This is a genomic window from Prescottella defluvii (assembly GCF_000738775.1).
Classification (GTDB): domain Bacteria; phylum Actinomycetota; class Actinomycetes; order Mycobacteriales; family Mycobacteriaceae; genus Prescottella; species Prescottella defluvii.
The window spans coordinates 89,210-112,187 of record NZ_JPOC01000040.1; the positions used below are offsets into that span (position 1 = coordinate 89,210).

The 22,978-nt window shown below is 68.2% G+C and carries 25 protein-coding genes; 16 read left to right on the plus strand and 9 right to left on the minus strand.

Annotated elements, in window-relative coordinates; translation table 11 throughout:
* Positions 1–86 precede the first annotated feature (86 nt).
* Positions 87–2,387 carry a transglycosylase domain-containing protein gene (locus tag IJ15_RS0115655; RefSeq protein WP_051918995.1) on the minus strand — a complete coding sequence of 767 codons (2,301 nt, stop codon included), beginning with the start codon at positions 2,385–2,387 and terminating at the stop codon, positions 87–89.
* 322 nt (positions 2,388–2,709) lie between these two features.
* Between IJ15_RS0115655 and IJ15_RS0115660 the strand changes: the two genes are divergently transcribed.
* Complete coding sequence (locus IJ15_RS0115660; RefSeq protein ID WP_156112119.1) at positions 2,710–3,027, plus strand: WhiB family transcriptional regulator; 318 nt, start codon at positions 2,710–2,712, stop codon at positions 3,025–3,027.
* A gap of 143 nt (positions 3,028–3,170) precedes the next feature.
* Here the strand turns inward: IJ15_RS0115660 and IJ15_RS0115665 are convergent, their stop codons facing one another.
* Together IJ15_RS0115665 and IJ15_RS0115670 are read right to left on the minus strand one after the other, a co-directional pair.
* Positions 3,171–4,310, minus strand: coding sequence for an ArsA family ATPase (locus IJ15_RS0115665; protein ID WP_031939291.1), 1,140 nt, complete (start codon positions 4,308–4,310; stop codon positions 3,171–3,173).
* Positions 4,307–5,347 (minus strand): ArsA-related P-loop ATPase, encoded by a 1,041-nt coding sequence (locus tag IJ15_RS0115670; RefSeq protein WP_031939292.1) that lies wholly within the window; start codon positions 5,345–5,347, stop codon positions 4,307–4,309. The genes IJ15_RS0115665 and IJ15_RS0115670 overlap by 4 nt, the downstream gene beginning before the upstream one ends.
* A 54-nt stretch (positions 5,348–5,401) precedes the next feature.
* On the opposite strand from IJ15_RS0115670, the gene IJ15_RS26080 reads away from it, so the two are divergent.
* Together IJ15_RS26080 and IJ15_RS0115680 are read left to right on the plus strand one after the other, a co-directional pair.
* The gene (locus IJ15_RS26080) at positions 5,402–5,566 is read left to right on the plus strand and encodes a DUF4177 domain-containing protein (RefSeq protein ID WP_156112120.1); all 165 of its coding nucleotides are present in this window, start codon (positions 5,402–5,404) and stop codon (positions 5,564–5,566) included.
* Between the two features lie 5 nt (positions 5,567–5,571).
* Complete coding sequence (locus tag IJ15_RS0115680; RefSeq protein WP_031939293.1) at positions 5,572–6,042, plus strand: RidA family protein; 471 nt, start codon at positions 5,572–5,574, stop codon at positions 6,040–6,042.
* Between the two features lie 46 nt (positions 6,043–6,088).
* On the opposite strand, the gene IJ15_RS0115685 is transcribed toward IJ15_RS0115680, so the two are convergent.
* Entirely contained in the window at positions 6,089–6,739 is a 651-nt protein-coding gene (locus IJ15_RS0115685) for a TetR family transcriptional regulator (RefSeq protein ID WP_031939294.1), read from the minus strand.
* A gap of 133 nt (positions 6,740–6,872) precedes the next feature.
* On the opposite strand from IJ15_RS0115685, the gene IJ15_RS0115690 reads away from it, so the two are divergent.
* The 9 genes from IJ15_RS0115690 to IJ15_RS0115730 all read left to right on the plus strand — a co-directional run bounded on the left by IJ15_RS0115690 (position 6,873) and on the right by IJ15_RS0115730 (position 15,409).
* Positions 6,873–7,637 carry an SDR family NAD(P)-dependent oxidoreductase gene (locus tag IJ15_RS0115690; RefSeq protein WP_031939295.1) on the plus strand — a complete coding sequence of 255 codons (765 nt, stop codon included), beginning with the start codon at positions 6,873–6,875 and terminating at the stop codon, positions 7,635–7,637.
* A 112-nt stretch (positions 7,638–7,749) separates the two neighbouring features.
* Entirely contained in the window at positions 7,750–8,535 is a 786-nt protein-coding gene (locus IJ15_RS0115695; RefSeq protein WP_031939296.1) for an MBL fold metallo-hydrolase, read from the plus strand.
* 170 nt (positions 8,536–8,705) lie between these two features.
* Positions 8,706–10,181, plus strand: a complete 1,476-nt coding sequence (locus IJ15_RS0115700; RefSeq protein WP_031939297.1) for a 2-hydroxymuconic semialdehyde dehydrogenase — start codon at positions 8,706–8,708, stop codon at positions 10,179–10,181.
* Positions 10,182–10,200: 19 nt separating this feature from the next.
* Positions 10,201–10,980, plus strand: a complete 780-nt coding sequence (locus IJ15_RS0115705; RefSeq protein WP_031939298.1) for a 2-keto-4-pentenoate hydratase — start codon at positions 10,201–10,203, stop codon at positions 10,978–10,980.
* Complete coding sequence (locus IJ15_RS0115710) at positions 10,977–11,435, plus strand: RidA family protein (RefSeq protein WP_031939299.1); 459 nt, start codon at positions 10,977–10,979, stop codon at positions 11,433–11,435. The genes IJ15_RS0115705 and IJ15_RS0115710 overlap by 4 nt, the downstream gene beginning before the upstream one ends.
* Positions 11,432–11,953 carry a 3-hydroxyanthranilate 3,4-dioxygenase gene (locus IJ15_RS0115715; RefSeq protein ID WP_031939300.1) on the plus strand — a complete coding sequence of 174 codons (522 nt, stop codon included), beginning with the start codon at positions 11,432–11,434 and terminating at the stop codon, positions 11,951–11,953. Before IJ15_RS0115710 ends, IJ15_RS0115715 begins: the two co-directional genes overlap by 4 nt.
* Position 11,954: 1 nt before the next feature.
* Positions 11,955–12,950 (plus strand): amidohydrolase family protein, encoded by a 996-nt coding sequence (locus tag IJ15_RS0115720; protein WP_031939301.1) that lies wholly within the window; start codon positions 11,955–11,957, stop codon positions 12,948–12,950.
* A gap of 242 nt (positions 12,951–13,192) precedes the next feature.
* Entirely contained in the window at positions 13,193–14,398 is a 1,206-nt protein-coding gene (locus IJ15_RS0115725; protein WP_051918969.1) for an MFS transporter, read from the plus strand.
* A 51-nt stretch (positions 14,399–14,449) separates the two neighbouring features.
* Positions 14,450–15,409 carry an MBL fold metallo-hydrolase gene (locus tag IJ15_RS0115730; RefSeq protein WP_156112121.1) on the plus strand — a complete coding sequence of 320 codons (960 nt, stop codon included), beginning with the start codon at positions 14,450–14,452 and terminating at the stop codon, positions 15,407–15,409.
* A gap of 74 nt (positions 15,410–15,483) precedes the next feature.
* Here the strand turns inward: IJ15_RS0115730 and IJ15_RS0115735 are convergent, their stop codons facing one another.
* The 4 genes from IJ15_RS0115735 to IJ15_RS0115750 all read right to left on the minus strand — a co-directional run bounded on the left by IJ15_RS0115735 (position 15,484) and on the right by IJ15_RS0115750 (position 18,716).
* A complete protein-coding gene (locus tag IJ15_RS0115735) occupies positions 15,484–16,416 on the minus strand; it encodes a LysR substrate-binding domain-containing protein (protein ID WP_031939304.1) in 933 nt (310 codons plus the stop codon).
* 106 nt (positions 16,417–16,522) lie between these two features.
* Positions 16,523–17,380, minus strand: a complete 858-nt coding sequence (locus IJ15_RS0115740) for an alpha/beta hydrolase (protein WP_031939305.1) — start codon at positions 17,378–17,380, stop codon at positions 16,523–16,525.
* Positions 17,381–17,540: 160 nt separating this feature from the next.
* Entirely contained in the window at positions 17,541–18,215 is a 675-nt protein-coding gene (locus tag IJ15_RS0115745) for a Crp/Fnr family transcriptional regulator (RefSeq protein ID WP_005515884.1), read from the minus strand.
* A 213-nt stretch (positions 18,216–18,428) separates the two neighbouring features.
* Positions 18,429–18,716, minus strand: coding sequence for a hypothetical protein (locus IJ15_RS0115750; protein WP_031939306.1), 288 nt, complete (start codon positions 18,714–18,716; stop codon positions 18,429–18,431).
* Positions 18,717–18,891: 175 nt separating this feature from the next.
* Here IJ15_RS0115750 and nth point away from each other — a divergent pair, with 175 nt between their 5' ends.
* Genes nth through marP form a run of 4 tightly spaced genes read left to right on the plus strand, consistent with a single transcriptional unit; the run spans position 18,892 to position 22,203 of the window.
* Positions 18,892–19,572, plus strand: coding sequence for an endonuclease III (nth, locus tag IJ15_RS0115755; RefSeq protein ID WP_231569554.1), 681 nt, complete (start codon positions 18,892–18,894; stop codon positions 19,570–19,572).
* A 5-nt stretch (positions 19,573–19,577) separates the two neighbouring features.
* Positions 19,578–20,246, plus strand: coding sequence for a TlpA family protein disulfide reductase (locus IJ15_RS0115760; protein ID WP_031939308.1), 669 nt, complete (start codon positions 19,578–19,580; stop codon positions 20,244–20,246).
* A complete protein-coding gene (locus tag IJ15_RS0115765; RefSeq protein WP_031939309.1) occupies positions 20,243–21,016 on the plus strand; it encodes an NUDIX hydrolase in 774 nt (257 codons plus the stop codon). The genes IJ15_RS0115760 and IJ15_RS0115765 overlap by 4 nt, the downstream gene beginning before the upstream one ends.
* The gene (marP, locus tag IJ15_RS0115770) at positions 21,013–22,203 is read left to right on the plus strand and encodes an acid resistance serine protease MarP (protein WP_031939310.1); all 1,191 of its coding nucleotides are present in this window, start codon (positions 21,013–21,015) and stop codon (positions 22,201–22,203) included. Before IJ15_RS0115765 ends, marP begins: the two co-directional genes overlap by 4 nt.
* A 24-nt stretch (positions 22,204–22,227) precedes the next feature.
* Here marP and IJ15_RS0115775 read toward each other — a convergent pair.
* A partial coding sequence (locus tag IJ15_RS0115775) for an alpha/beta fold hydrolase (RefSeq protein ID WP_031939311.1) occupies positions 22,228–22,978 on the minus strand: 751 nt, incomplete at its 5' end.

A 22,978-nucleotide genomic window follows, 5' to 3' on the forward strand; every position in this document is an offset into this window, starting at 1 on the left:
CGATCCGGTCGAGGGGACTCGGAGGGCCCCCGCGCACTCCGGTTACCCGGTGCGCGGGGAGCGCAAACAGTCGCCGTGCCGGCCGCTCAGCCGCCCGGAGTCGGCCGCGGCGCCGCAGTGCCGGGTGCCGCCCCCTTCACCGAGCCGTCGCTGACGTAGATCGTCACCGCGGAGCCGGGTACCGCCAGTCCCGCCGGCGCACTGCCGGTGACACTGCCCTGGGGCGCGTCCGACTTGGTGCCGACCGCGTTCACGGTGAAACCGGCCGCCTTCAGGGCCGCCGTGGCGGCGTCCTGGGTCATGCCGGCGACGTCGGGCACCTGCGCGTTCTGTGATCCCTTGACGTACTTGTCGTCGACGGGCGGCAGTGTCGTGGGACCGAAGTTCCCGACGACGGGCATCATCGCCTGGAACCACGTCCGGGCCGGTTCGGTACCGCCGTACAGGTTGCCGTCACCGCACGGGCGCAGCGGCGCCGAGCAGATCTCGCCCGGCGTCGTCGAGTCGCCGTAGACCAGGACGCTGGCCGCGAGGCTGTTGGTGAAGCCGAGGAATCCCGACGACATGTGGGACTCCGTGGTGCCGGTCTTGCCCGACATCGGCAGCTTCCAGCCCGCCGCGTTGGCGGCACCGAAGGACGTACCGCCCGGCGCGTCGTCCTTGCTCATCGCGACGGACAGGGTGTCGGCCAGACCCGGCGCGACCACCTGCTCGCACGCGTCCTGCGTGATGGAGACCGGCTTGCCCTCCCGGTCGGTGATCGAGTCGATCGGCGTCGGCGGGCACCACTTGCCGCTCGACGCGAGGGTCGCGGCGACGTTCGCGAGTTCGAGCGGATTGACCCAGGTGGGGCCGAGGGTGAAGGAGCCGAGGTTCTGCGACTTCTGCATCTCCGCCATGCTCTGGTCACCGAAGCCGGACGACCCGGTTGCGGTGTAGGAGCGCAGGCCCAGTCGGACCGCCATGTCCACCGTCGGCGTGACGCCGGTGGATTCGATCAGCTTGACGAATGCGGTGTTCGGAGACTGCGCGAGCGCATCGGTCACCGACATCTTCGCCGGGTAGTTGTTGCTGGCGTTCTCGACGCAGTAGGTGGCGGCGGGACAGCCCCGTGCGCCGCCGTTACCCATGCCGCGTGCCTCGAACCGTTGTGGGACGTCGAGGACCGCGTTGGTGCCGAGTCCCTGTTCCATCGCCGCGGCCGTCGTGAAGATCTTGAAGATCGAGCCGGCGCCGTGGCCGACGAGGGTGTAGGGCTGCGGCTGCACGGTCTGCTCCGCCGAGGCGTCCAGGCCGTAGTTGCGGCTCGACCCCATCGCCAGGACACGATGCTGGTCCTGGCCGGGCTGGACCACGTTCATGACGTTCGCGATGCCGTCGAGCTTGGGATCGGCGTTCGCCACCAGCGCGGAATGGACCGAGTTCTGGACGACGGGGTCGAGCGTCGTCTTGATCGTGTAGCCGCCCTTGTTGATCTGCTCGCGGCTGATACCGGCCTTGGCGAGGTACTGCAGCGCGTAGTCGCAGAAGAAGCCACGGTCGCCGGCCGCGATGCAGCCACGCGGCAGCGCCTGGGGCTCGGGCAGCACCCCGAGCGGCGTGTCCTTGGCCGCCCGGATCTCGTTCGCCCGATCCGGGATGTTGGCGATCATCGTGTCGAGGACCGTGTTCCGGCGCTCGAGGACGCCCTCCTCGTTGGTGTACGGATTGAGCGCCGAACTGGACTGCACCATGCCCGCGAGCATCGCGGCCTGCGTCAGGCTCAGGTCCTTGGCGTCGACGCCGAAGTAGGTCTGCGCGGCGTCCTGCACACCGAACGAGCCGTTCCCGAACGGCACCAGGTTGAGGTACCGGGTGAGGATCTCGTCCTTCGTGAGCTTCTTGTCCAGCGTCAGCGCCATCCGGATCTCCCGGATCTTGCGGGCCGGCGTGGTCTCGATCGCGGCGCGGCGCTCGGCGTCGTTCCGGGCGACGACCAGGAGTTGGTAGTTCTTCACGTACTGCTGGTCGATCGTCGACGCGCCCTGCTGGACCTCACCGCTGGTCGTGTTCGTCATGAACGCGCGCAGCGTGCCCTGCCAGTCGACACCGTGATGATCGGCGAAGCGCTTGTCCTCGATCGAGACGATCGCCAACTTCATCTCGTTGGAGATCTGATCGCTGGGTACCTCGAACCGGCGTTGCTCGTAGAGCCACGCGATCGGATTGCCGGCGACGTCGGTCATCGTCGAGACGGCGGGAACAGTGCCCTCCACCAGTTCCGCCGAGACGTTGTTGACGGCGTCCGCGGCGCGGTTGGACGCGAATCCGAAGCCTCCTGCCAGCGGAAACATCAATCCGGCGAGCAGGACACCTGCGAGCGCGGAGCACCCCGCGAGCTTGGCGATCGTTTTGGCTCTCGACACGCCCTACAGAGTACGTCGAACGAACCGATTGCCCCGGTGGGCGGCCGCTCGGTCGCAGGAGTCGTGGGGTGAAGCCGCAGATCGACTCGGGCAATTGCGGCGAAGCATGCACGGTCGTACCAGAAATTTGGTAGCTGATCTTGCGCACGGCGCGTTCTTTACCTAAATTGGCTGAAGTCAGTGTGATACAGCTAACACTGGATTAGGAATGTGGTGCAGTCCTCGCGTGCTACCGAGAGCGATTGCGTGAACATCCTGGACGCCGTGGGGAACGGCGTTCGGACTGAAGGGGAACCGAATGCAGATGACCGCCACAGCCACACGGCTCGACTACGAGGAAGCAGAAGCCCGTATCCAGTGGGTCGCACAGGCCCGATGCCGCGAGGTGGACCCCGATCAGCTCTTCGTTCGTGGCGCAGCGCAGCGCAAAGCGGCCACCATCTGCCGCCACTGCCCGGTCCTCATGCAATGCGGTGCCGACGCGCTCGACAATCGTGTCGAGTTCGGTGTGTGGGGTGGCATGACCGAGCGTCAGCGGCGCGCACTGCTCAAGCAGCATCCCGAGGTCGAGTCGTGGGCCGACTTCTTCGAGGCGCAGCGCCAGCACCAGTCGGCGGTCTGATCCTCCGCCCTAGCAGTTCGGTCCTCGTCGGGGAGTAGGTCCGATCCGTCACCACTACTCGTTCGCGAGCAGCGGCCCCTGGACGCCGCTGCTCGCATCTGTCTGTACCGAGTTCTGACTGGATCGGGTCCGATCCGGTTCTGTCAGCCCTGTCGCGCGAGTTGATCGCCGACAGCGCGCAGTGCCTCGAGATCGGACACCTCGAACGGCAGTGACGGCACCCCGACGATCGGCACCCGAGGATGCGCTGCGGTGAATCGGCCCAGCAACCGGATCTCCCGCTTCGCCGTCACGGCACGATGCGCGTGCACCCGCAGGACGGCCGAGGTCAGTTCGTTCGCCGGCTCGACGGGCTCGACGTCGTCCAGCAGATCGGCGCCGGTGAGGGCGTGATCGGACGGCAGCGAGCACAACGTCGGATGCGTCCGGTTCAACACCAGGCCCGCGAGCGGCATGTCGTCGCCGGACAGGCGGTCGACGAAGAAGGCCGCCTCCCGCAATGCGTCCGGTTCCGCAGCGGCGATCACCACGAACTGGGTGCCCTCCTGGCGCAGCAGTTCGTACGTGCGGCTCGCACGTTCCCGGAAGCCCCCGAACATCGAATCGAGAGACTGCACGAACGCGGACGCGTCGGACAGCATCTGACTACCCACGACCGTCGACACGCCCTTGAGTGCCAGGCCCATCGCGCCCGTGACGAGACGGCCGATGCCGCGCCCCGGCGCCGTGAGCAGCCGGATCATCCGGCCGTCGAGGAATGCACCCAACCGCTGCGGGGCATCCAGGAAGTCCAGAGCATTGCGCGACGGCGGGGTGTCCACGATCACCAGGTCCCACCGGTCGTCGGCGGCCAGCTGGCCCAGCTTCTCCATCGCCATGTACTCCTGCGTTCCCGAGAACGAGGTCGCGACGGTCTGATAGAAGGGATTCGCCAGGATCTGCTGCGCCTTGTCCGGGGCGGAATGCTCGAGCACCATCTCGTCGAACGTGCGGCGCATGTTCAGCATCATCGCGTGCAACTCGCCCGTCGAGCCGGGCGCGAGCTGCACCAGCTGGGGCTCGTTGTCGAGGTCCTGCACCCCGAGCGCCTGGGCGAGACGTCGTGCAGGATCGATCGTCAGCACGGCCACCCGGCGGCCCTGTTCGGCGGCCCGCAACGCCATCGACGCGGCCGTCGTGGTCTTGCCGACACCGCCGGCGCCGCAGCAGACCACGATCCGGGTCTTCGGATCGGTCAGGACGCCGGCTAGGTCGAGGGCCGGGGCCGTCCGCGGCGGGGTCATCGCACACCCTGCTCGGTGAGGCACTCGGACAGCTCGTAGAGCCCACCGAGGTCGACGCCGTCCACCAGCGCGGGCAGATACATGCGGGTCACCTTCACCTCGTCGAGTTGGGCGGCGCTCTCGTCCTGCGCGGCCAGCGTGGCCGCGTGCTCGATGGTCTCGGTCAGCAGCCCGGCGAAGTCGTCCTCGGACAGGTCGATGCCGGCCTTCGCCAGCCCGCTGCGGATCGCGTCCGCGTCGATCCGGCCCTTCGCGGCGTCGGCGAGAGCGTCGTCCGGCAGGAACTGGGTGTTGGTGCGATTGACGATGACGGTCCCCAGATGCAGGTCCGCGGCCTCCAACTCGGCGACCGCGTCCGCGGTCTCCTGCACCGGCAACGCCTCGAGCAGCGTCACCAGATGCACCACCGTCTCCTCCGAGTGCAGCAACCGCACCACACCCTGACTCTGCGAGTGGATGGGCCCGCCCTTCGCCAGATCCGACATCGCGCGGGTCACGTCGAGGAACTTCCCGATCCGTCCGGTGGGCGGGGCGTCGACCACGACCGCGTCGTACACGCGCCGACCGGACTTGTCGGTGCGGACCACGCACTCCTTGATCTTGCCGGTGAGCAGGACGTCGCGTAGGCCCGGCGCCAGAGTGGTCGCGAACTCGACCGCCCCGATCTTCTTCATCGCGCGCCCCGCGAACCCGAGGTTGTAGAACATGTCGAGGTACTCGAGGAACGCCGTCTCCAGGTCGATCGCGAGCGCCACGACCTCGCCGCCGCCGTCCGCGGTCGCGATCTTGGTTTCCTGCGGCGGCAACGGTGGCACGTCGAACAGCTGCGCGATGCCCTGCCGGCCCTCGACCTCGATCAGCAGCACGCGTCGTCCGCCGGCTGCCAGCGAGAGCGCCAGAGCGGCAGCGACGGTGGACTTGCCGGTGCCGCCCTTGCCGGAGACGAAGTGCAGGCGTGCCGTCTCGGCACTGGGAGGCCATCCCGGCTCGCCGGGGTGCGACCGCTCCTGCGCGGCTGTGTCTGTCGGTGCTGCCACGGCACGAGCCTATATATCGAGGAGCCCGTACGTGCGGGGGATAGGCTCACCGGTATGAGTGAATTGACTACCTGGGAGTACGCGACCGTGCCGCTGCTCACGCACGCGACCAAGGCGATCCTCGACCAGTGGGGTGGCGACGGCTGGGAGCTGGTGTCGGTCCTGCCCGGTCCGACGGGTGAGCAGCACGTCGCGTACCTCAAGCGTCCGAAGGGCTGAGTCCCGTGGCAGAGACCGCACAGTCCTGGACCGCGCGCCTGGCCGAGCTCGGTATCGAGCTGCCTCCGGTCGCCGCTCCCGTCGCGGCGTACGTGCCGGCCGTCCGCACCGGCGACCACGTCTACACCTCGGGTCAGTTGCCGTTCGTGGACGGAGCGCTGCCGCTCACCGGCAAGCTGGGGGCGGACGTGTCCGACGCGGATGCGAAGGCGGCCGCCCGCACGTGCGCCCTCAACGCGCTCGCCGCGATCGATGCGCTCGTCGGTCTCGACTCGATCGTGCGGATCGTCAAGGTCGTCGGCTTCGTGGCCTCGGCCGAGGGATTCACCGGTCAGCCGGGCGTGATCAACGGTGCGTCGGAGTTCCTCGGTGAGGTCTTCGGCGACGCCGGCATCCACGCCCGCTCGGCCGTCGGCGTGGCGGAACTGCCGCTGGGCGCACCCGTCGAGGTGGAACTCATCGCCGAGGTGCGCTGACCACCTCCCGTGCCCACTGAGCCGCATCCCGGAAAGGGGATGCGGCTCAGTCGTTTCCGGCCGCGAGCGCGGGGTGGTCGAGCAGCGTGCGCATGCACCGCTCGGCGAGTTCGGCGGGACCGCCCGGACCGGTCGTGGGCGCATCCGTCGCCGCCCACGTCTCGACGGCGATCCGCATCGCCGCATTCACGGACGCGGCCGTGAGCCGGACGATCATCGGGTCGGCGTCCGGGCCCATCAACGACGCAAGGGCGTCGACGAGACCTTCCTCCGAATCGTGTTGCACCCGAAGCCACACCGCGAGCAGGCCCGGTTCGTCGCGCACGGTCCGCAGCAGCCCGCGTGTTCGGCCCAGCTTCTCCCCGGCGACGCCGTCGGTCGGTGTGAGTGCGCGCCGGGTGGCATGTTCGATGGCGTCGCGCACCGACGTTCCGGGCGCGGAGACCGGGACCTCGGTGAGATACGCGATCCACTCGGTGACCCCGCCCGCGAGCATCGGGGCGACCGCTTCCTCCTTGGTGCGGAAGTAGCGGTAGAAGGTGCGCAGCCCGATCCCGGCCGCGGCCGCGATCTCCTCGGCGGTCACCGCCGAGGCGCCCCGCGCCGAGAAGAGTTCGGCCGCGCGCCGGGAGATCTCGAGTTGTGTCTCCGCCTTCCGACGCTCGGTCAGTGACGTGACGGGCTGTGCGCCGGGCATGTTCTGGGCTCCTCCGCTGATGTCGGATCGCAGACTACCGCCCACATTTCCGGAAAATGCGTGACACAACGTGCCATCTAGGCCTACTGTGCCGGGAGAGCTACATCACAACCGTATGCGAACAGGAGAGTTCATGAAGCGATTCGACGGACGCCGAGTACTCGTCACCGGCGCCGGATCCGGTATCGGACAGGCCACGGTCGCCCGCATCCTCGAGGAGGGTGGCATCGTCGTCGCCGCCGACGTGTCCGAAGCCGGACTCGACGTGACGCGTGAACGGGCCACCGAGGCCGGCACCGCGGACCGGCTGACCACCACCGTCGTGGACATCTCCGACGAGAACTCGGTCCGCGAGAACATCGGCGGCGCGATCGAGGGCCTCGGCGGCCTCGACGTGCTCGTCAACGCCGCCGGCATCCTCCGGTCGTCGCACACCGACAAGACCACGCTGGAGTTCTGGAACACCGTGATCGGGGTCAACCTGACCGGCACGTTCCTGGTCACCCGCGAGGCGCTGCCGGCGCTGCTCGAGTCGGGCAAGGGTGTCGTGGTGAACTTCAGTTCCACCTCCGCGCACTTCGCGCATCCCTACATGGCCGCGTACGCCGCCAGCAAGGGCGGCATCCGTTCGTTCACCCACGCGATCGCGCTCGAGTACGCCAAGCAGGGCCTGCGCGCCGTCGCCGTCGAACCGGGCAGCATCGCCTCCGGTATGACCAGCGCCCCGGGCTTCCCGGAGGGTGTCGACCCGAGCCTGATCGGCAAGCTCTACCCGTGGATCGGCGAGGGCTTCGCGCCGCCGGAGGACGTGGCCGGTGTGATCGCGATGCTCGCGTCCGACGACGGCAAGTTCGTCACCGGCACCGAGATCCGCATCGACGGCGGCACCCACATGTGAGTGCGGTTGCCGCGCAGCAGGTGTCATCCGGGACGACCGCGGTGCGGTGGGAGTCGTACAGTGATGCTCGGTCTCCCCGAACACGCTGTCGGCCCGTCAGGAAGGTGCGTCGATGACGCTTCAGCACCCCGCGTACGCCCAGTTGCGCCAGGTCACGCCCGTCGCGGCGGTGATGCTCGAGAACAACCCGGGCATGTACTCGCTCGACGGCACCAACACCTGGATCCTGCGGGCACCCGGTCGCGACGACTGCATCGTCGTCGACCCGGGTGACGACGACCCCGAGCACCTGGCGCGGGTGGCGGGCGTCGGGTCGGTGGCGCTGACGCTCGTCTCGCACCGCCACCACGACCACACCGGTGGCCTCGATCGGTTCTTCGAACTGACCGGAGCCCCGGTGCGCGCCGTGCGCGAGGAGTTCCGTCGCGGCGGTGGCGGCGGCCTCGACCACGACGAACTGATCGAGGCTGCCGGGCTGACACTGCGGGTGCTGCGCACCCCGGGGCACACCGCGGACTCGGTGTCGTTCGTGATCGAGGGGGAGGGATCGGTGCTCACCGCCGACACCATCCTCGGCCGCGGCACCACCGTCCTCGATGCCGCAGACGGCAACCTGCGCGACTACCTGGAGTCGATGCGGACCCTCATCGCACTCGGTCCCGGCCGGACGGTCCTGCCCGGGCACGGACCCGAACTGCCCGACCTCGAGACCGTGGCGCGCTACTACCTGGCGCACCGCGAGGAACGGCTCGCGCAGGTGCGCGGGGCTCTCGCGCTGCTCGGCGCCGACGCCGACGTCCGCGCCGTGGTCGAGCACGTCTACACCGACGTCGACGAGATCCTGTGGCCCGCCGCGGAGCAGTCGGTGCGGGTGCAGTTGGAGTACCTGCGCGGCTGACGATTCGCCGGGAAGCCTCTCACTCGGCGCCGCAGCGGCACTGAGCGACTCCGAGTGGTGGCAGGTGCTGCAGTCTGAACGGCCGCTGCGCCGGTCGTATGCCCGTGAGGGCATGGGGGGAAGCTATTTTGGCATTTGTTCGGCATGGATCGGGGCTCGACCATTGATCCATGACTTCTACCCTCGACGGCTGGATCCGTAACTTCGTCGACGGCGCATTCGTCGATCCCGACCCGCAACGCGGCTTCGACAAAGTCGACCCCGCGACCGGGCGGGTCCTCGCCCAGGTGCACGAGGCTGATCAGGTGCTGGTCGACCGGGCCGTGACGGCTGCCCGTCGCGCGCTCGACAACGGCTGGGCCGACACCCCGGTCCGGGAGCGGACGGCACTGCTGCGCCGGGCCGCGGACCGCATCGAGGAGCGCTTCGAGGAATTCGTCGCCGCCGAGATGGCCGATACCGGGAAGCCGATCACGCAGGCCCGTGAGCTGGACGTCGCCCGGGCGCTCACCAACTTCCGGACCTTCGCCGACGTCGCGGCCGCCGCCGGTCAGGAATCGTTCATGACCGACCTCGCGGGCGGTCGACAGGCGCTCAACTACGCGGTGCGCAAGCCGCTCGGCGTGGTCGCGGTGATCGTGCCGTGGAACCTGCCGCTGCTGCTGCTCACCTGGAAGGTGGCGCCCGCGCTGGCGTGCGGCAACGCCGTGGTGGTCAAGCCCAGTGAGGAGACGCCCGCGACGGCGACGCTGCTGGCCGAGGTGCTCGCCGAGGTGGGTCTGCCCGCCGGCGTGTACAACGTGGTGCACGGCTTCGGCGGCAACTCGGCCGGCGAGTACCTCACCACCCACCCTGGCATCGACGGCGTCACCTTCACCGGGTCCTCCGCGACCGGCTCGCACGTCATGAAAACCGTTGCGCCGCGAGTTCGTCCGGTCTCGTTCGAACTCGGCGGCAAGAACGCTGCGATCGTGTTCGACGACGTCGACCTCGACGAGGCGCTCACCGGGCTCACCAAGTCGGTGTTCACCAACACCGGGCAGGTGTGCCTGTGCACCGAGCGGGTGTATGTGCACCGCAACATCTTCGACGATATCGCCTCCGGTCTGGCCGAACGCGCGGAACAGTTGCGTCTGGGTGACCCGACCGACCCGGCCACCACCACCGGGCCGCTGATCTCGCAGGGGCATCGCGACAAGGTGATGAGCTTCTTCAGGATGGCCGAACAGTCCGGCGCCAAGGTCCTCACCGGCGGCGGGATCCCGGACCTGGGTCAGGAGTTCGCCTTCGGTTCGTGGGTGGAGCCCACGTTGTGGACCGGACTGACCCACGACGATCCCGTCCTCCGCGAAGAGATCTTCGGGCCCGTGGCGGCGCTGGTGCCGTTCGATACCGAAGCGGAAGCGATCGCGCTCGCCAACGACACCAAGTACGGCCTGGCCGCGTCGGTGTGGACCAACGACCTGCGCCGCGGGCACCGAGTCGCGCAGAAGATGAACGTCGGCATCTCGTGGGTCAACACGTGGTTCACCCGCGAACTGCGTTCGCCCTTCGGTGGTGTCGGACTCTCCGGCATCGGGCGCGAAGGCGGCGAATCCTCGTTGCACTTCTACACCGAGCCGACCAACGTGTGCGTGGCGCTGTAACCCCTCAGGAGCGAGAACCGTGACATCGAAGACATTGAGTGACAACGAGATCGAGGCGCTCGCGCAGCGACTCGACGAGGCACAGACGGGGGTGCACGACATCCTCAGCCTCGCCGACGAAATCGAGGTGGACATCGACGACGCATACCGCATCCAGGAGACGCTCGTCGGACGTCGCCTGGACCGCGGCGAGACGCTCGTCGGCGTCAAGCTCGGCTTCACGAGCAAGGCGAAGATGGCACAGATGGGAGTCTCCGACGTGATCGTCGGCCGGCTCACCGACGCGATGTGCGTCGCGGACGGTGGAGGCGTGGACCTGCGCCGGTTCATCCACCCCAAGATCGAACCGGAGGTCGCATATCGCCTGTCGCGGGATGTGGACCTCGACGATCCGACCGTCGACATCGAATCCTGCATCGACGCGGTCGCCCCCGCGATGGAGATCATCGACTCCCGCTACCGGGACTTCCGCTTCACCTACACCGACGTGGTCGCCGACAACACGTCCGCGGCTGCGTACGTGATCGGACCGTGGCAGCCCATGCGGGGTGTCGGCGATCTCGCGGTTCACCTCGAGGCGGGCGGGCAGACCGTCGACGGCTCGACCGCCGCGATCCTCGACGATCCCGTCAACGCCCTGCACGCACTGCTCGACATGAGCCGACGCCGCCGGATCCCGCTACGGGCTGGTGACGTCGTCCTTGCGGGCGCCGCGACGGCGGCGATCCCGCTCACCCCGGGGGTCGCACGGTGCGACATCGACGGTCTGGGCAGTGTGACGGTGGAGGGAATCGCATGAGCGACAACGCAGCCAAGGTGATCGAGCGCCTCGCGACCCCGCGCGGACGTTTCCCGCACGTGAAGAAGGCGGGCGACTTCGTGTACGTCTCGGGCACCAGTTCGCGGAGGCCGGACAACACGTTCGTCGGCGTCGAGGTGGACGAGATGGGCACCACCACGCTTGACATCCGGGCGCAGACCCGCGCGGTGATCGAGAACATCGCGGCGATCCTCGCCGAGGTCGGCGCCGAGCTGAGCGACCTCGTCCAGGTCACCTCGTACCTGGTGTCGATGAACGACTTCGGCGGATACAACGAGGTGTACGCCGAGATGTTCGACGAGACCGGGCCTACTCGCACCACCGTTGCGGTGCATCAGCTTCCGCATCCGCACCTGCTGATCGAAATTCAGGGTGTGGCGTACCTGCCCGCCGACCGACGCACGAACTCTGCCGACACGAAGGATCACTCATGACCAGTATCCCGCCCGTCATCGACTTCCAGAAGTGGATCGCCGAGAACCGACACCTGCTGGCGCCGCCGGTGAACAACCAGACGATGGCGCTCGGCGACGACTTCATCGTCCAGGTCGTCGGCGGACCCAACCAGCGCACCGATTACCACCTCGACCCGTACGAGGAGTGGTTCTACCAGCTCGAGGGCGACATCTACGTCGATGTCATGACCGAGGACGGCCCTCAGCGGGTCCACATCCGTGAGGGCGAGACGTGGCTGCTCCCCGGCAATCTGCCGCACTCGCCGCAGCGGCCAATCGCGGGCTCGATCGGTCTGGTCATCGAACGAGTGCGTCGCGAGGGCACCCTCGAGCAGTTCCAGTGGTACTGCCTCGACTGCAATCACCTCATCCATGAAATCGAACTGCAGGTGCGCGACATCGTCGCCGACCTGCCGCCGGTGTTCGTGCAGTTCTACGAGGACGAGCAGGCGCGTACGTGCGACAACTGCGGCGCCCTGCACCCCGGAAAGGGCTGACGTGAGCGGCATCATCGACATACACACCCACTACGTGCCCAAGGGCTGGCCCGATCTCACCGCGGACGCTGGGCCGGAGGCGCCGTGGCTGCGGGTCGAGAGCGAGTCGGAGGCCGTCATCATGATGGGCTCCAAGGAGTTCCGTCGTATCCAGGCCGACGCCTGGGATGCGGAGACCCGGCTGCGGGACATGGACGCCGACGGTGTCCGGACCCAGGTGGTCTCCCCGACCCCGGCCTTCTTCAACTACGGCCGCACCGGCGACCAGGCCACCCGCATCTCGCGGATCTTCAACGACCTCGCGCTCGACATCGTCGCCCCCGCCCCGGACCGGCTGATCCCGTTCTGTCAGGTGCCGCTGCAGGACGCCGACGCGGCCTGTCGTGAGGTGGAACGCTGCGTCGCCAATGGGCATCGCGGCGTCGAGATCGGCAACCACGTCGGTGACCGCGACCTCGACAGCGAGGGTGTGGTGACGTTCCTGCAGCACTGCGCGTCGCTCGACGTCCCGGTGTTCGTGCATCCCTGGGACATGGACTCGTCGCCGCGCCTGGACCGGTGGATGGCGCAGTGGCTCACCGCGATGCCGGCCGAGACACACCTGTCGATCCTCGCCCTGATCCTCGGCGGCGTCTTCGACCGGATCGACGACCGGCTGAAGATCGGGTTCGCCCACGGCGGTGGATCGTTCGCGTTCTGGCTCGGCAGGATGGAGAACGCCTGGCACCGGCGCAACGACATCATCGGTACCTCCGAGATGCCGCCGTCGCACTACCTCGGCCGGTTCTACGTGGACTCCGTCGTTTTCGACGACCGCGCACTGCGCCTGCTGGTCGACACCGTCGGCGCGGACCGCGTCATGGTGGGCAGCGACTACCCGTACCCGCTGGGAGAGCGCCCGGTCGGGGAGGTCGTGCGCAAGAGCGAGTTCCTGGACGCGTCCGCACGGGATCTGATCCAGCGCGGGAATGCTGTGCGGTTCCTCGGGCTCGACTGACAAGAGTGGACACGAGACGTCTCCCTCCGGAGTTATGTCGTAAAGGTATGGCACAGAAGGGAACAGGCATTTGTGTGTAATACGTCACTCCGGTCACGCTTGTATCCAGTAGTCGCCGGAATTCCTTTCCGGCGTCGGAGTACTTGCTACCGAATCAGTGAGGAAATGGTATGAGCACTACAACGAGTCAACCGCCGGCGTTGCGAGTTCGCTGGATGGTAATTCTTGCGGGATTTCTAGCCGTGCTGGTCGACGGATTCGACACGGCGGCTCTCGCAGCCACGGTCCCCGCTCTGGCCAAGGAATGGGGCCTGCCGTCGGCCGAGTTCACACTTCCGCTCGTGCTGACGAACGCGGGAGTGGTTGCGGGATATATGTCGGCGGGTTCTCTGGGGGCTCGGTATTCTCCGCGCAGGGTTCTGGTGGCCGGGGTCGCGGGTACGTCGATCTTCTCCCTGCTCAGCGCCGCTGTTCTCGCCACCCAGTCGATTCCGCTCCTCGGCATCGTCCGGCTGGCCACGGGAATCGCGATCGGAATCGTGCTGCCCGTCGCGGTGTCCCTGACGACGAGTCTGAACCCGGAACGCATCCGTCAGAGGATCTCGGTGGGTGTCACATTGGGGTTGGCCGCGGGCCTGACCCTGGGTGGTGTGTTCGGTCGGTACCTCATCGAGAACGCGGGGACCGGAGGAATGCTCTGGGCCGGCGGTCTCGCGGCGATCCCGGTGGCCGTCCTCGTCGCGTCGGCGATGAATGGGCAGGCCGAGCCCGGGGCCCCGGCGGACACTGCGGCCTCCGCGAAGGTCTCGCGACTCTTCGATGAGCGCGTCCGTCCGAAGACGATCTACCTGTGGTGCTTCTCCTTCCTCGTTTTCATCGCCGCCTACACTCTCACCTCGTGGACCCCCACCCTTCTGGTCGAATTCGGTTTCGATGCCTCGGAGGCCCCGATCGGGTTGGCATTCATGAGCTTCGGAGGAATCATCGGTGGGCTCGTACTGCTGCCCCTCACTGCTCGGGTCGGTATTGCCCGGGCGCTGATGGTGATGCCTGTCATCGGGGTTGTCTGCACTGCGGCGATTGCGTTCTCCGACCCGGGTCGGATGATGGTTCTCTTCCTTCTGCTGGGGGCAGGCGCCGGAATCACATCCGGCCAGATCGGACAACTCACGATGGCTGTTTCGGTGTATCCGGCCGGTTCGCGCACGACGGGGGTCGGATGGTCGGCAGCTATCGGACGAATCGGGTCCATCGTCGGCCCCGCTATCGCCGGCGTCCTGATTTCTCTCGCGGTGTCCGCTCAGAACATCGTGCTGTTCCTCGCCGCGGTCCCCGTGCTGGTCGCAGTGTTCTGCGCAGCGGCCCTCGACCGGTCGAGTAAGGCGTCCGAGGCGGCCTCCACCATTCGTTCCACGAGCGCGGACGGCGACGTGAAGGTCGGCCAGTGACCGACACTGGGCCTGCCCGGAAGACTCTCATGACCTGGAGTGGACTCGACGATGTGTAATTTCCCCGACCGACATACGCCGTCTTCGCGGTCCGCGCCTGCCAACCTGAACCCGCACTGGTTGGACCTCGGTGATGTGGTCGTCGTGCCGCTGGTGGAGAACCCCAGGCTCCTGATCGACGTCGAGGAGTTCTTCCCCGGACTGGATCTGCCCCGTTCCGTTTGGTGCTTCGAAGACCAGTGGTTCGACGCGCAGACAAGGCAGTTGATCTACGCGATCCAGGCCTTCCTGGTCGTCACGCCGGACGAGGTGGTGTTGGTCGACGGTTGCGTGGGATCGGGCAAGGACCGGGCCCGGCGCCAGTTCGACCACCTCGACGAGTCGTGGTTCGGTGAGTTCGCTGCCACCGGCTTCGCCCCGCAAGACGTCTCGACGGTGGTGCTCTCCCATCTGCACGTGGACCACGTCGGGTGGACGACGCGGCCCGCGGAGGGGGAATGGGCGCCGGTGTTCGATCGGGCGCGACATCTCGTCTCGAAGCGGGAGCTGGACTATTGGTCCGGTCCGGACGGGCAGGCCGCCATGACGCGGACCGGCGACTACCTTCGCGACAGCGTTCACCCGCTGGTCGCACACGATCTCCTCGAGTTCGCCCACGGTGGGCGCAAGATCGGCAGGTACATCGAGCTCGTCGATGCGCCTGGACACACCCCGGGAAACCTGTGTGTGCGGGTCCTGGGGAGGAATGTCGAGCTGCTCCTCGCCGGCGACCTGCTGCACCACCCACTCCAGCTGGTGTCTCCCGAGACGAGTACGCGCTATTGCGTCGACCCGGCGCGCGCGGCCGCCACCCGGCAGCAGATTCTCACGGATGTGGTGGATCGGGGTGTGGTCCTGCAAACGGCGCACTTCGCCGGAACATCGGCGAGCCGGGTATCCCGGCGCGGCTCGCGGTACTCGCTTGATCCGGCCTCCGACGTCGTGCGCTCGGGCCGGTACCGTCGCGACTGACCGGGAGCCCCCGAACTGTATCGGGAAACGGGAGCCGTCCACCATCTCGGTGGGCGGCTCCGGCTCGTTCCAAGTCAGGTCCGGTCGGGCGCGATCTCGGACGCGAACTCGGCGAGGAAATCCACCAGCGCGGACGTGGACGGACTGAGGGTGCGCCCCGCCGAGAGCGTTATGCCGACGCTGTGCCCGATCGGATCCAGCGTGATCGGCAGCGTGGTGAGCCGGGCGTCGTCCCGCGGGATCAGGCTGGGGAGCACCGCGACCATGTCGGTCTCGAGCAGCAATTGGCGCACCGTCAGGAACGATGTGGCCTCCACACGGTTCTCGGGCAGTGCGAGGCTGTTGCGGGCGAAGAACTCCTCGAGTTCACGGCGCAGCGCCGTCTCGACACCGGGGAGGATCCACGGGTACTCCGTGAGATCGCTCAGTTGGATTCCGCTGCGGTCCGCGAGCGGGTGTCCCCGCCGTGTTACGAGTTCCACCGATTCGGCGTACAGCGTGCGCCGCACGGCCATGTCGTCGGTGGGGGAGGTGAGCCTGCCGACGATGAGATCGATGCGCCCGGACTGCAGTTCGGTGAGCAGCATCTCGGGCGTGCCCTCTCGGACCACGACGGTCAACAGCGGTCGCTCGGCTTTGAGTCGGGCGATGGCGCCGGGTAGAAGAACGTTCGAGCCGGCGAGATGTGTTCCTACGACGACCGTTCCGCGGTCGGCGTCCGCGAGTTCGACGACGTGCCGACCGGCCTGCGTGAGCTGCGCGATCACCGCGCGGGCATGTGCGGTGAACGCCTCGCCGAAGATCGTCGGAGTGATTCCACGAGGCCCCCGGTCGTACAGGGAGACGCCGAGAATGGACTCGATGTCGTGCAGGCTCCGCGTCGCGACCGGCTGGGTGACATGGAGTGCCGCGGCCGCGGCGACGACGCTGCCCTGACTGGTCAGTGCGTCGACGAGGAGCAGGTGGCGGAGCTTGAGGCGCCCGTCCAGCAGTTTGGGCATGTCCATGAGGGAATCCTAGCGACGTCCCTGTCCCGCGTATACCGTCAGCGATTTGGTGGTTGCGATGCGCAACTGTATTGCGGTGAAGCAGCTTTCGCGTACCGCCATCGTGTCAGGACGGGTCGTCGAGACCGGCGAACAACCCCAGCAGTGCGCGACTGAGTGCAGAGTCCGGTTCGGCGAGATCGAGGAAGATGTCGTAGTGGTTGCGGTCGGGCACAACCAGCAGTTCGCTCTCCGACCGACGCGCCCACGCGCCGTGGAACATCCGGCTCTGCTCGAGGAAGCCGACGCCGTCGTGCTCCGCGACCGCGATCACCGCGCGCGGGCCCACACGATCGGTCTGCAGCATCGGGCTCAGGGCGCTCGCACGGGCGTCGTCCAGACCCAGCCACTCGTTGGCGAACGAGTTCACGAGCGGGCGGATGTCGAACAGTCCACTGATCGGCATCGCGGCGCGCACGACGTCGTCGGGCAGTCCGAAATCGGCCTGCCACCCGGACACCATCGTGGTGGCGGTCAGGTGACCGCCGGCGGAGCTGCCCCCCACCACGATCCGGTCCCGGTCGAGTCCGTGCTCGGCACCGTGGTGGTACACCCAGGCGACCGCCGCCCGGACCTGCCGGACGATCTCCTCGAGCGGCGTGTGGGGTGCTAGTCCGTAGTCGACCGCGACGGTGGCGATCCCGGCGTCGTCGAGCATGCGCGCCATGAACGCGGTGTGGTGCCGCGACAGCGCCCGCCAGTACCCGCCGTGGACGGCCACGAACACCGGACGAAGTCCCGGTCCGGTTCCCCAGACGTCGAGGCGTTCGGTGCTGTCGGGATCGAAGCGAAGATCGGCGAATCCGTCGAGTCCGTCGACGGTCTCCCGCGAGCGCCGTCGATACTCCTCCACGGTCGCGTCGAACAGTTGAGGGGAGACGGTGTTGCGGACGTTGTAGTCCGCGTCGATCTGCGGGTCGGTCACCGTCCCATCCTCGGGCGCGTGCGAATGCCTGTCGAATGCGAAATCGGACTCGAGATATGTCCTTCCTGCTATATCGGACGTGGCCGGGAAGCAGCGAAGCCGCCCTGTCCGGTGTGGGACAGGGCGGCTTCGATTGTTCAGGTGCCGACGCCGGAGGCGATCAGCGAGCGCGACGCGCCAGACGCTCCGAGTCGGAGATCAGGACGCTCTTGCCCTCGAGGCGCAGCCAGCCGCGGTGCGCGAAGTCGGCCAGGGCCTTGTTCACGGTCTCGCGGGAGGCGCCGACGAGCTGGGCGATCTCTTCCTGCGTCAGGTCGTGCGTGACGCGGAGCGAACCGGCCTCCTGGGTGCCGAAGCGCTGCGCGAGCTGCAGCAGTGCCTTCGCGACACGACCGGGGACGTCGGTGAAGATCAGGTCCGCGAGGTTGTTGTTGGTCCGACGCAGGCGACGCGCGAGGACGCGCAGCAGCTGCTCCGCGATCTCCGGGCGCTGGTCGATCCACGACTTGAGGGCGTCGCGGTCCATGCTCACGGCGCGAACCTCGGTGACCGTGGTCGCGGTCGACGTGCGCGGGCCCGGGTCGAAGATCGACAGCTCGCCGAACATGTCCGACGGACCCATGATCGTCAGCAGGTTCTCGCGGCCGTCCGGGGAACGGCGTCCGAGCTTCACCTTGCCGGAAACGATGATGTAGAGGCGATCGCCGGGCTCGCCCTCGTTGAAGATGACGTGCCCGCGCGGGAAATCGACAGGCTGGAGCTGCTTGACCAGCGCAGCCACCGCCGAGGGCTCGACTCCTTGGAAGATGCCGGCTCTGGCCAGGACCTCGTCCACGTGCGCTCCTTTGGAAAAACTGTTCATCAATGCAAATTGCTGCACGTCGACGGGAGTCTCATGCAACGAGTACGAGTACAAAGTCTACTTGCCATCGCTGTGGGACGAGTCACGGACACCACGTAGAGTTCTACAACTTTGCGAAAATCCCGTCCCGCACTGTTCACGGAGGGGCTCTCGAATAGGAATCGGACCGGTCGTCCGGCGTGGGGATCAGCTGGCGCGGCGGGTGCTCTCCGTGTTCTCCAACTCGTCCGTGTCGTCGGCGGCGTCGCCGTCGGCTCGGCCGCCCCGCTTCCGGCGACGGTTGAACCGGGCCAACGCGTGCGGGAACCCCTCGTTCGCCAGGGTCGCCACCTCGTCCTGGCTGGCCTGGTCGAGGAACTCCTCGACCTCCTGCTCGCGGACGGTGAGACGTCGGAGCCGGAACTCGACGCGCTCCATCGCCAATGCGAACAACATGAGCAGCACCGGGAACAGCACCACAGCCAGACCTTGCATACCGGGAAGTAAACACTGCGAAGGTCTCAGAATCGACACAGTCCGGAATCCGATCGAATGCCGGGTACGTAGAGTTGTCGAGGTGCATGCGACCTCAACTGACGACCCGGATCAGGGCACGGGTGCCGCCGCGACGGGCGAGTCCCGGCTCGCCCTCGTGCGCCGCGCACGGCGGATGAACCGTCGTCTGAAGGTGGCGTTTCCGCACGTCTACTGCGAGCTCGACTTCACGACCCCGCTCGAGCTGACGGTCGCGACGATCCTGTCGGCCCAGTGCACGGATGTGCGGGTCAACCAGGTCACTCCCGCGTTGTTCGCGCGCTACCCGGACGCCCGCGCCTACGCCGAGGCCGACCGGATCGAGCTCGAGGAGTACATCCGGTCGACCGGTTTCTATCGCAACAAAGCGAACTCGATCATCGGCCTCGGACAGGCGCTGCTCGAGCGCTACGACGGCGAGGTTCCCGATAAGTTGAAGGACCTCGTGACGCTGCCGGGGATCGGCCGCAAGACGGCCAACGTCGTCCTCGGGAACGCGTTCGGCGTGCCGGGAATCACAGTCGATACGCACTTCGGACGCCTCGTCCGGCGATGGAAGTGGACCGAGGAGACCGACCCGGTGAAGGTCGAGCACGCGGTCGGGGCCCTCTTCGAACGCAAGGAGTGGACCGATCTGTCGCACCGCGTGATCTTCCACGGGCGCCGGGTCTGTCACTCGCGCAAACCCGCGTGCGGTGTGTGCGTGCTCGCGAAGGACTGCCCGTCCTTCGGTGCCGGTCCCACGGATCCGGTGGCGGCGGCCGCACTGGTGAAGGGGCCCGAGACCGAGCACCTTCTGGAACTGGCAGGTATGTGAGCAGTATGCGGATCTCGAATGCCGCGCGGTGGAGCCTCGCCGCGCTCGTGGTGGTGGCGGCGCTCATCGTGGCGATCTGGCCACGCGGGGGCAACGACGAGCAGCAGATCGGGGACTACCCCGGTGCGAATCGTCCGGCCACGCAGCAGGAGCGTCGGAGTGCAGACACCCCCGAGGCCCTCGCCCCCCTCCGCGCCGAGGCCGCACTCGCGGCGTGCCCCACAGCCACCGGTCCCGCACCGGACGGTTCCGTCCTGAAGGGCATCACACTCGAGTGCCTCGGTGACGGCAGTCGCGTCGACCTCGGCGGCGCACTCGCCGGCAAGCCCGTGTTGCTGAACATCTGGGCCTACTGGTGCGGGCCGTGCCGGGAGGAACTGCCGTATCTCCAGCAATATGCGGACCGCGCGGGCGACGCGGTTACCGTTCTGACGGTGCACACCGATTCCAACGAGGCCAACGCGCTCGCACGACTCGCCGAATACGACGTGCACCTGCCCGGCGTCCAGGACGGCGCGGTGCGGGTGCAGGCGGCCGTCGGCTCCCCGGCCGTGCTGCCGGTGTCCGTACTGATCCGACCGGACGGCACCGTCGCGAAGATCCTGCCCCAGCCGTTCCGGAGCACCGATGAGATCGCCGACGTCGTCGAGCAGTACCTCGGCGTCGCCGCATGAGCCCGAGTTCCCTGAGCCCGCAGCCCGGTGCGGCACCCGAATGGCTCCGCGCGGTGACCAGCACCCTCCCCGCCGACCCCAACCGCGTCAACCCGATCCTGAACCGGCGAGCGCCGAAGGGCGCGCCGGTGCGGCCCGCGGCGGTGCTGGTGCTGTTCGGCGGTTCGCACGAGTCCGATCCGCTCGCCGTGGGCGGGTTGCCCGCCGACGCCGACGTCCTGCTCACCCAGCGGGCGTCGACCATGCGGCAGCACAGCGGGCAGGTCGCGTTCCCCGGTGGTGCGGCCGACCCGGAGGACGACGGCCCCGTCGACACCGCGCTGCGGGAGGCGGAGGAGGAGACCGGCCTCGTGCGCAGCGGCGTCCAACCGCTCGCGATGCTGCCGGAGATCTTCATCCCGCCGTCCGGGTTCGACGTCACCCCCGTGCTCGCCTTCTGGCGTGACCCCAGCCCCGTCGGTGTCGTCGACCCCGCCGAGGCCGAGCGGGTGGTGCGGGTGCCGGTGCGGGACCTGATCGACCCGGACAACCGGTTCCAGGTCCGGCACCGCGCCGGCTACCAGGGTCCCGCGTTCGAGGTCGACGGAATGCTCGTGTGGGGATTCACTGCGGGCGTGCTCGCCGGACTCCTGGCCGTGTCCGGCTGGGAACTCGAGTGGGACCATCGCGACATCCGAGACCTCGATGCCACGCTCACTCAGGTGGACAGCGGGCTGGACAACACCGATCCCGGGCATCTCCGTCCGGGGCGAGGAATGGGGGAGCGTTGAGCGGGTCGGGTTGGATCGATCTGGCCGTGATCCTGGTGGCGCTGCTTGCGGCGTCGTCGGGGTGGCGGCAGGGTGCGGTCGCGTCGGCGCTCGCGTTCCTCGGCGTCGTGCTCGGTGCCGTGGCCGGCATCCTCATCGCCCCACACGTCCTGGTCCACGTGGACGAGGGCCGGATGCGGGTCCTGGCCGGCATCGCGCTGATCGTCGCGCTCGTCGTGATCGGCGAGGTCGCGGGCATGGTGCTGGGGCGGGCGGCCCGCAGCGGCATGCACAGCCCCGTCGCCCGGTCGGTGGACAGTTTCGTCGGTGCCGGCCTGCAGCTGACGGCGGTGCTGGTCGCGGCCTGGCTGCTCGCGATCCCGCTCACGTCGTCGAACCAGTCCAACGTCGCCGGCGCGGTCCGCGGATCGAAGGTGCTCACCGCCGTCGACGACGTCGCCCCGGACTGGCTGCGCCAGGTCCCCAGCGAGTTCTCGGCACTGCTCGACACCTCCGGTCTGCCCGACGTCATCGGTCCGTTCGGCCGTACACCGATCACGAACGTCGAGCCGCCGGACGCGAGTGTGCTCGCGAGCCCGGTGGCGCAGCGCCTGCAGTCGAGTGTGCTGCGGATCCGGGGTGTCGCACCGAGCTGCCAGAAGGCGCTCGAAGGTTCCGGATTCGTGGTGGGCCCCGAGCGGGTCATGACCAACGCGCACGTCGTCGCCGGAACGTCGGCGGTCACCGTCGACACCGTCGACGGGCCCCTCGACGCCAGCGTCGTGGTGTTCGATCCGGCAGTGGACGTCGCGGTCCTCGACGTGCCCGGGCTGCGCGCCGCGCCGCTCACCTTCGCTCCGGAGCAGGCGCGGACCGGCGACAGCGCCATCGTCCTCGGCTACCCGGGAGGTGGGCCGTACACCGCCAGCGCCGCCCGGATCCGTGAGGTCCTGGATCTGCGCGGGCCCGACATCTACCGGTCCGGCACCGTCGAGCGCGAGGTCTACACCGTGCGTGGGTCGATCCGGCAGGGCAACTCGGGTGGCCCGCTGGTCGACGAGCAGGGGCAGGTCCTGGGTGTGGTGTTCGGTGCCGCCGTCGACGACAGCGACACCGGGTTCGTGCTCACCGCCGACGAGGTGTCCCGTCAGCTCGAGCAGGCGAACGGATCGACCGCCGCGGTCGGGACCGGGGTGTGCATCGTCTGAGACCGGTGGCGGGAGCCGCCGGTCTCAGCGGGTCGCGAGCGCGAAACGTGTCAGTTCCGCGGTGACCTCGTCGGGGCACTCCTGGTGGGCGAAGTGGCCGGCGTCCGCGATGCGGTGCAACTGCTGGCCGGGTGCGTGGTCGGTGGAGCGTTCGACGGTCCGGGCGAGGACGTAGGGGTCGAGGGCGCCGTGGATCTGCAGGACCGGGATCTCCACCTGCTGATCCATCGCCGCCATGAAGCGGTGGCCGTCGGGGCGGAACTGGCTGCGGAAGGCCCACCGCTGGTACTCCAGCGCCGAATGCGCGACCCGGGGGATCTGGATCGCGGATCGGAGGCGTCGGGCGACGTCGGGGAACTCGTCCGACTGCGGCCACGCCGGACCGGATCGGGCACGCAGGAGACGTTCGACCTCGGCGCCGTCGTCGCGGACCAGTCGCCGCTCCGGGCGCCACGGCACCTGGTAGTCGAGGAATGTCGGCAGCAACGCCGACCGCTGGCGCCGGTCCTTCCGGACGGACTGCTCGAGCGCGATCGGGTGTGGCGAGCTGATCAGGCCGATCGACCGCACGAGCCGCGGATGCAGCAGGGCGGTGGCCCAGCAGACCAGTCCACCGTCGGCGTGGCCGATGAGGGTGGCGTCGGTGTGGCCCATCGCCCGGATCAGTCCCGCGATGTCCCCGGCGAGGGTCCAGCCGTCGTATCCGCGGGGAGGGGTGTCGGTGTCGCCGTAGCCACGCAGGTCGACCGCGACGGTGCGGAAACCGGCGTCGGCG

Excerpts from the sequence above, each read along its gene's own strand:
- IJ15_RS0115765 (WP_031939309.1), top strand. The coding sequence starts at position 20,243 with ATGAGCCCGAGTTCCCTGAGCCCGCAGCCCGGTGCGGCACCCGAATGG.
- nth (WP_231569554.1), top strand. The coding sequence starts at position 18,892 with ATGAACCGTCGTCTGAAGGTGGCGTTTCCGCACGTCTACTGCGAGCTC.
- IJ15_RS0115690 (WP_031939295.1), top strand. The coding sequence starts at position 6,873 with ATGAAGCGATTCGACGGACGCCGAGTACTCGTCACCGGCGCCGGATCC.
- IJ15_RS0115660 (WP_156112119.1), top strand. The coding sequence starts at position 2,710 with ATGACCGCCACAGCCACACGGCTCGACTACGAGGAAGCAGAAGCCCGT.
- IJ15_RS0115710 (WP_031939299.1), top strand. The coding sequence starts at position 10,977 with ATGAGCGACAACGCAGCCAAGGTGATCGAGCGCCTCGCGACCCCGCGC.
- IJ15_RS0115700 (WP_031939297.1), top strand. The coding sequence starts at position 8,706 with ATGACTTCTACCCTCGACGGCTGGATCCGTAACTTCGTCGACGGCGCA.
- IJ15_RS0115685 (WP_031939294.1), bottom strand. The coding sequence starts at position 6,739 with ATGCCCGGCGCACAGCCCGTCACGTCACTGACCGAGCGTCGGAAGGCG.
- IJ15_RS26080 (WP_156112120.1), top strand. The coding sequence starts at position 5,402 with ATGAGTGAATTGACTACCTGGGAGTACGCGACCGTGCCGCTGCTCACG.
- IJ15_RS0115730 (WP_156112121.1), top strand. The coding sequence starts at position 14,450 with ATGTGTAATTTCCCCGACCGACATACGCCGTCTTCGCGGTCCGCGCCT.
- IJ15_RS0115760 (WP_031939308.1), top strand. The coding sequence starts at position 19,578 with ATGCGGATCTCGAATGCCGCGCGGTGGAGCCTCGCCGCGCTCGTGGTG.
- IJ15_RS0115695 (WP_031939296.1), top strand. The coding sequence starts at position 7,750 with ATGACGCTTCAGCACCCCGCGTACGCCCAGTTGCGCCAGGTCACGCCC.
- IJ15_RS0115750 (WP_031939306.1), bottom strand. The coding sequence starts at position 18,716 with ATGCAAGGTCTGGCTGTGGTGCTGTTCCCGGTGCTGCTCATGTTGTTC.
- IJ15_RS0115735 (WP_031939304.1), bottom strand. The coding sequence starts at position 16,416 with ATGGACATGCCCAAACTGCTGGACGGGCGCCTCAAGCTCCGCCACCTG.
- IJ15_RS0115665 (WP_031939291.1), bottom strand. The coding sequence starts at position 4,310 with ATGACCCCGCCGCGGACGGCCCCGGCCCTCGACCTAGCCGGCGTCCTG.
- IJ15_RS0115715 (WP_031939300.1), top strand. The coding sequence starts at position 11,432 with ATGACCAGTATCCCGCCCGTCATCGACTTCCAGAAGTGGATCGCCGAG.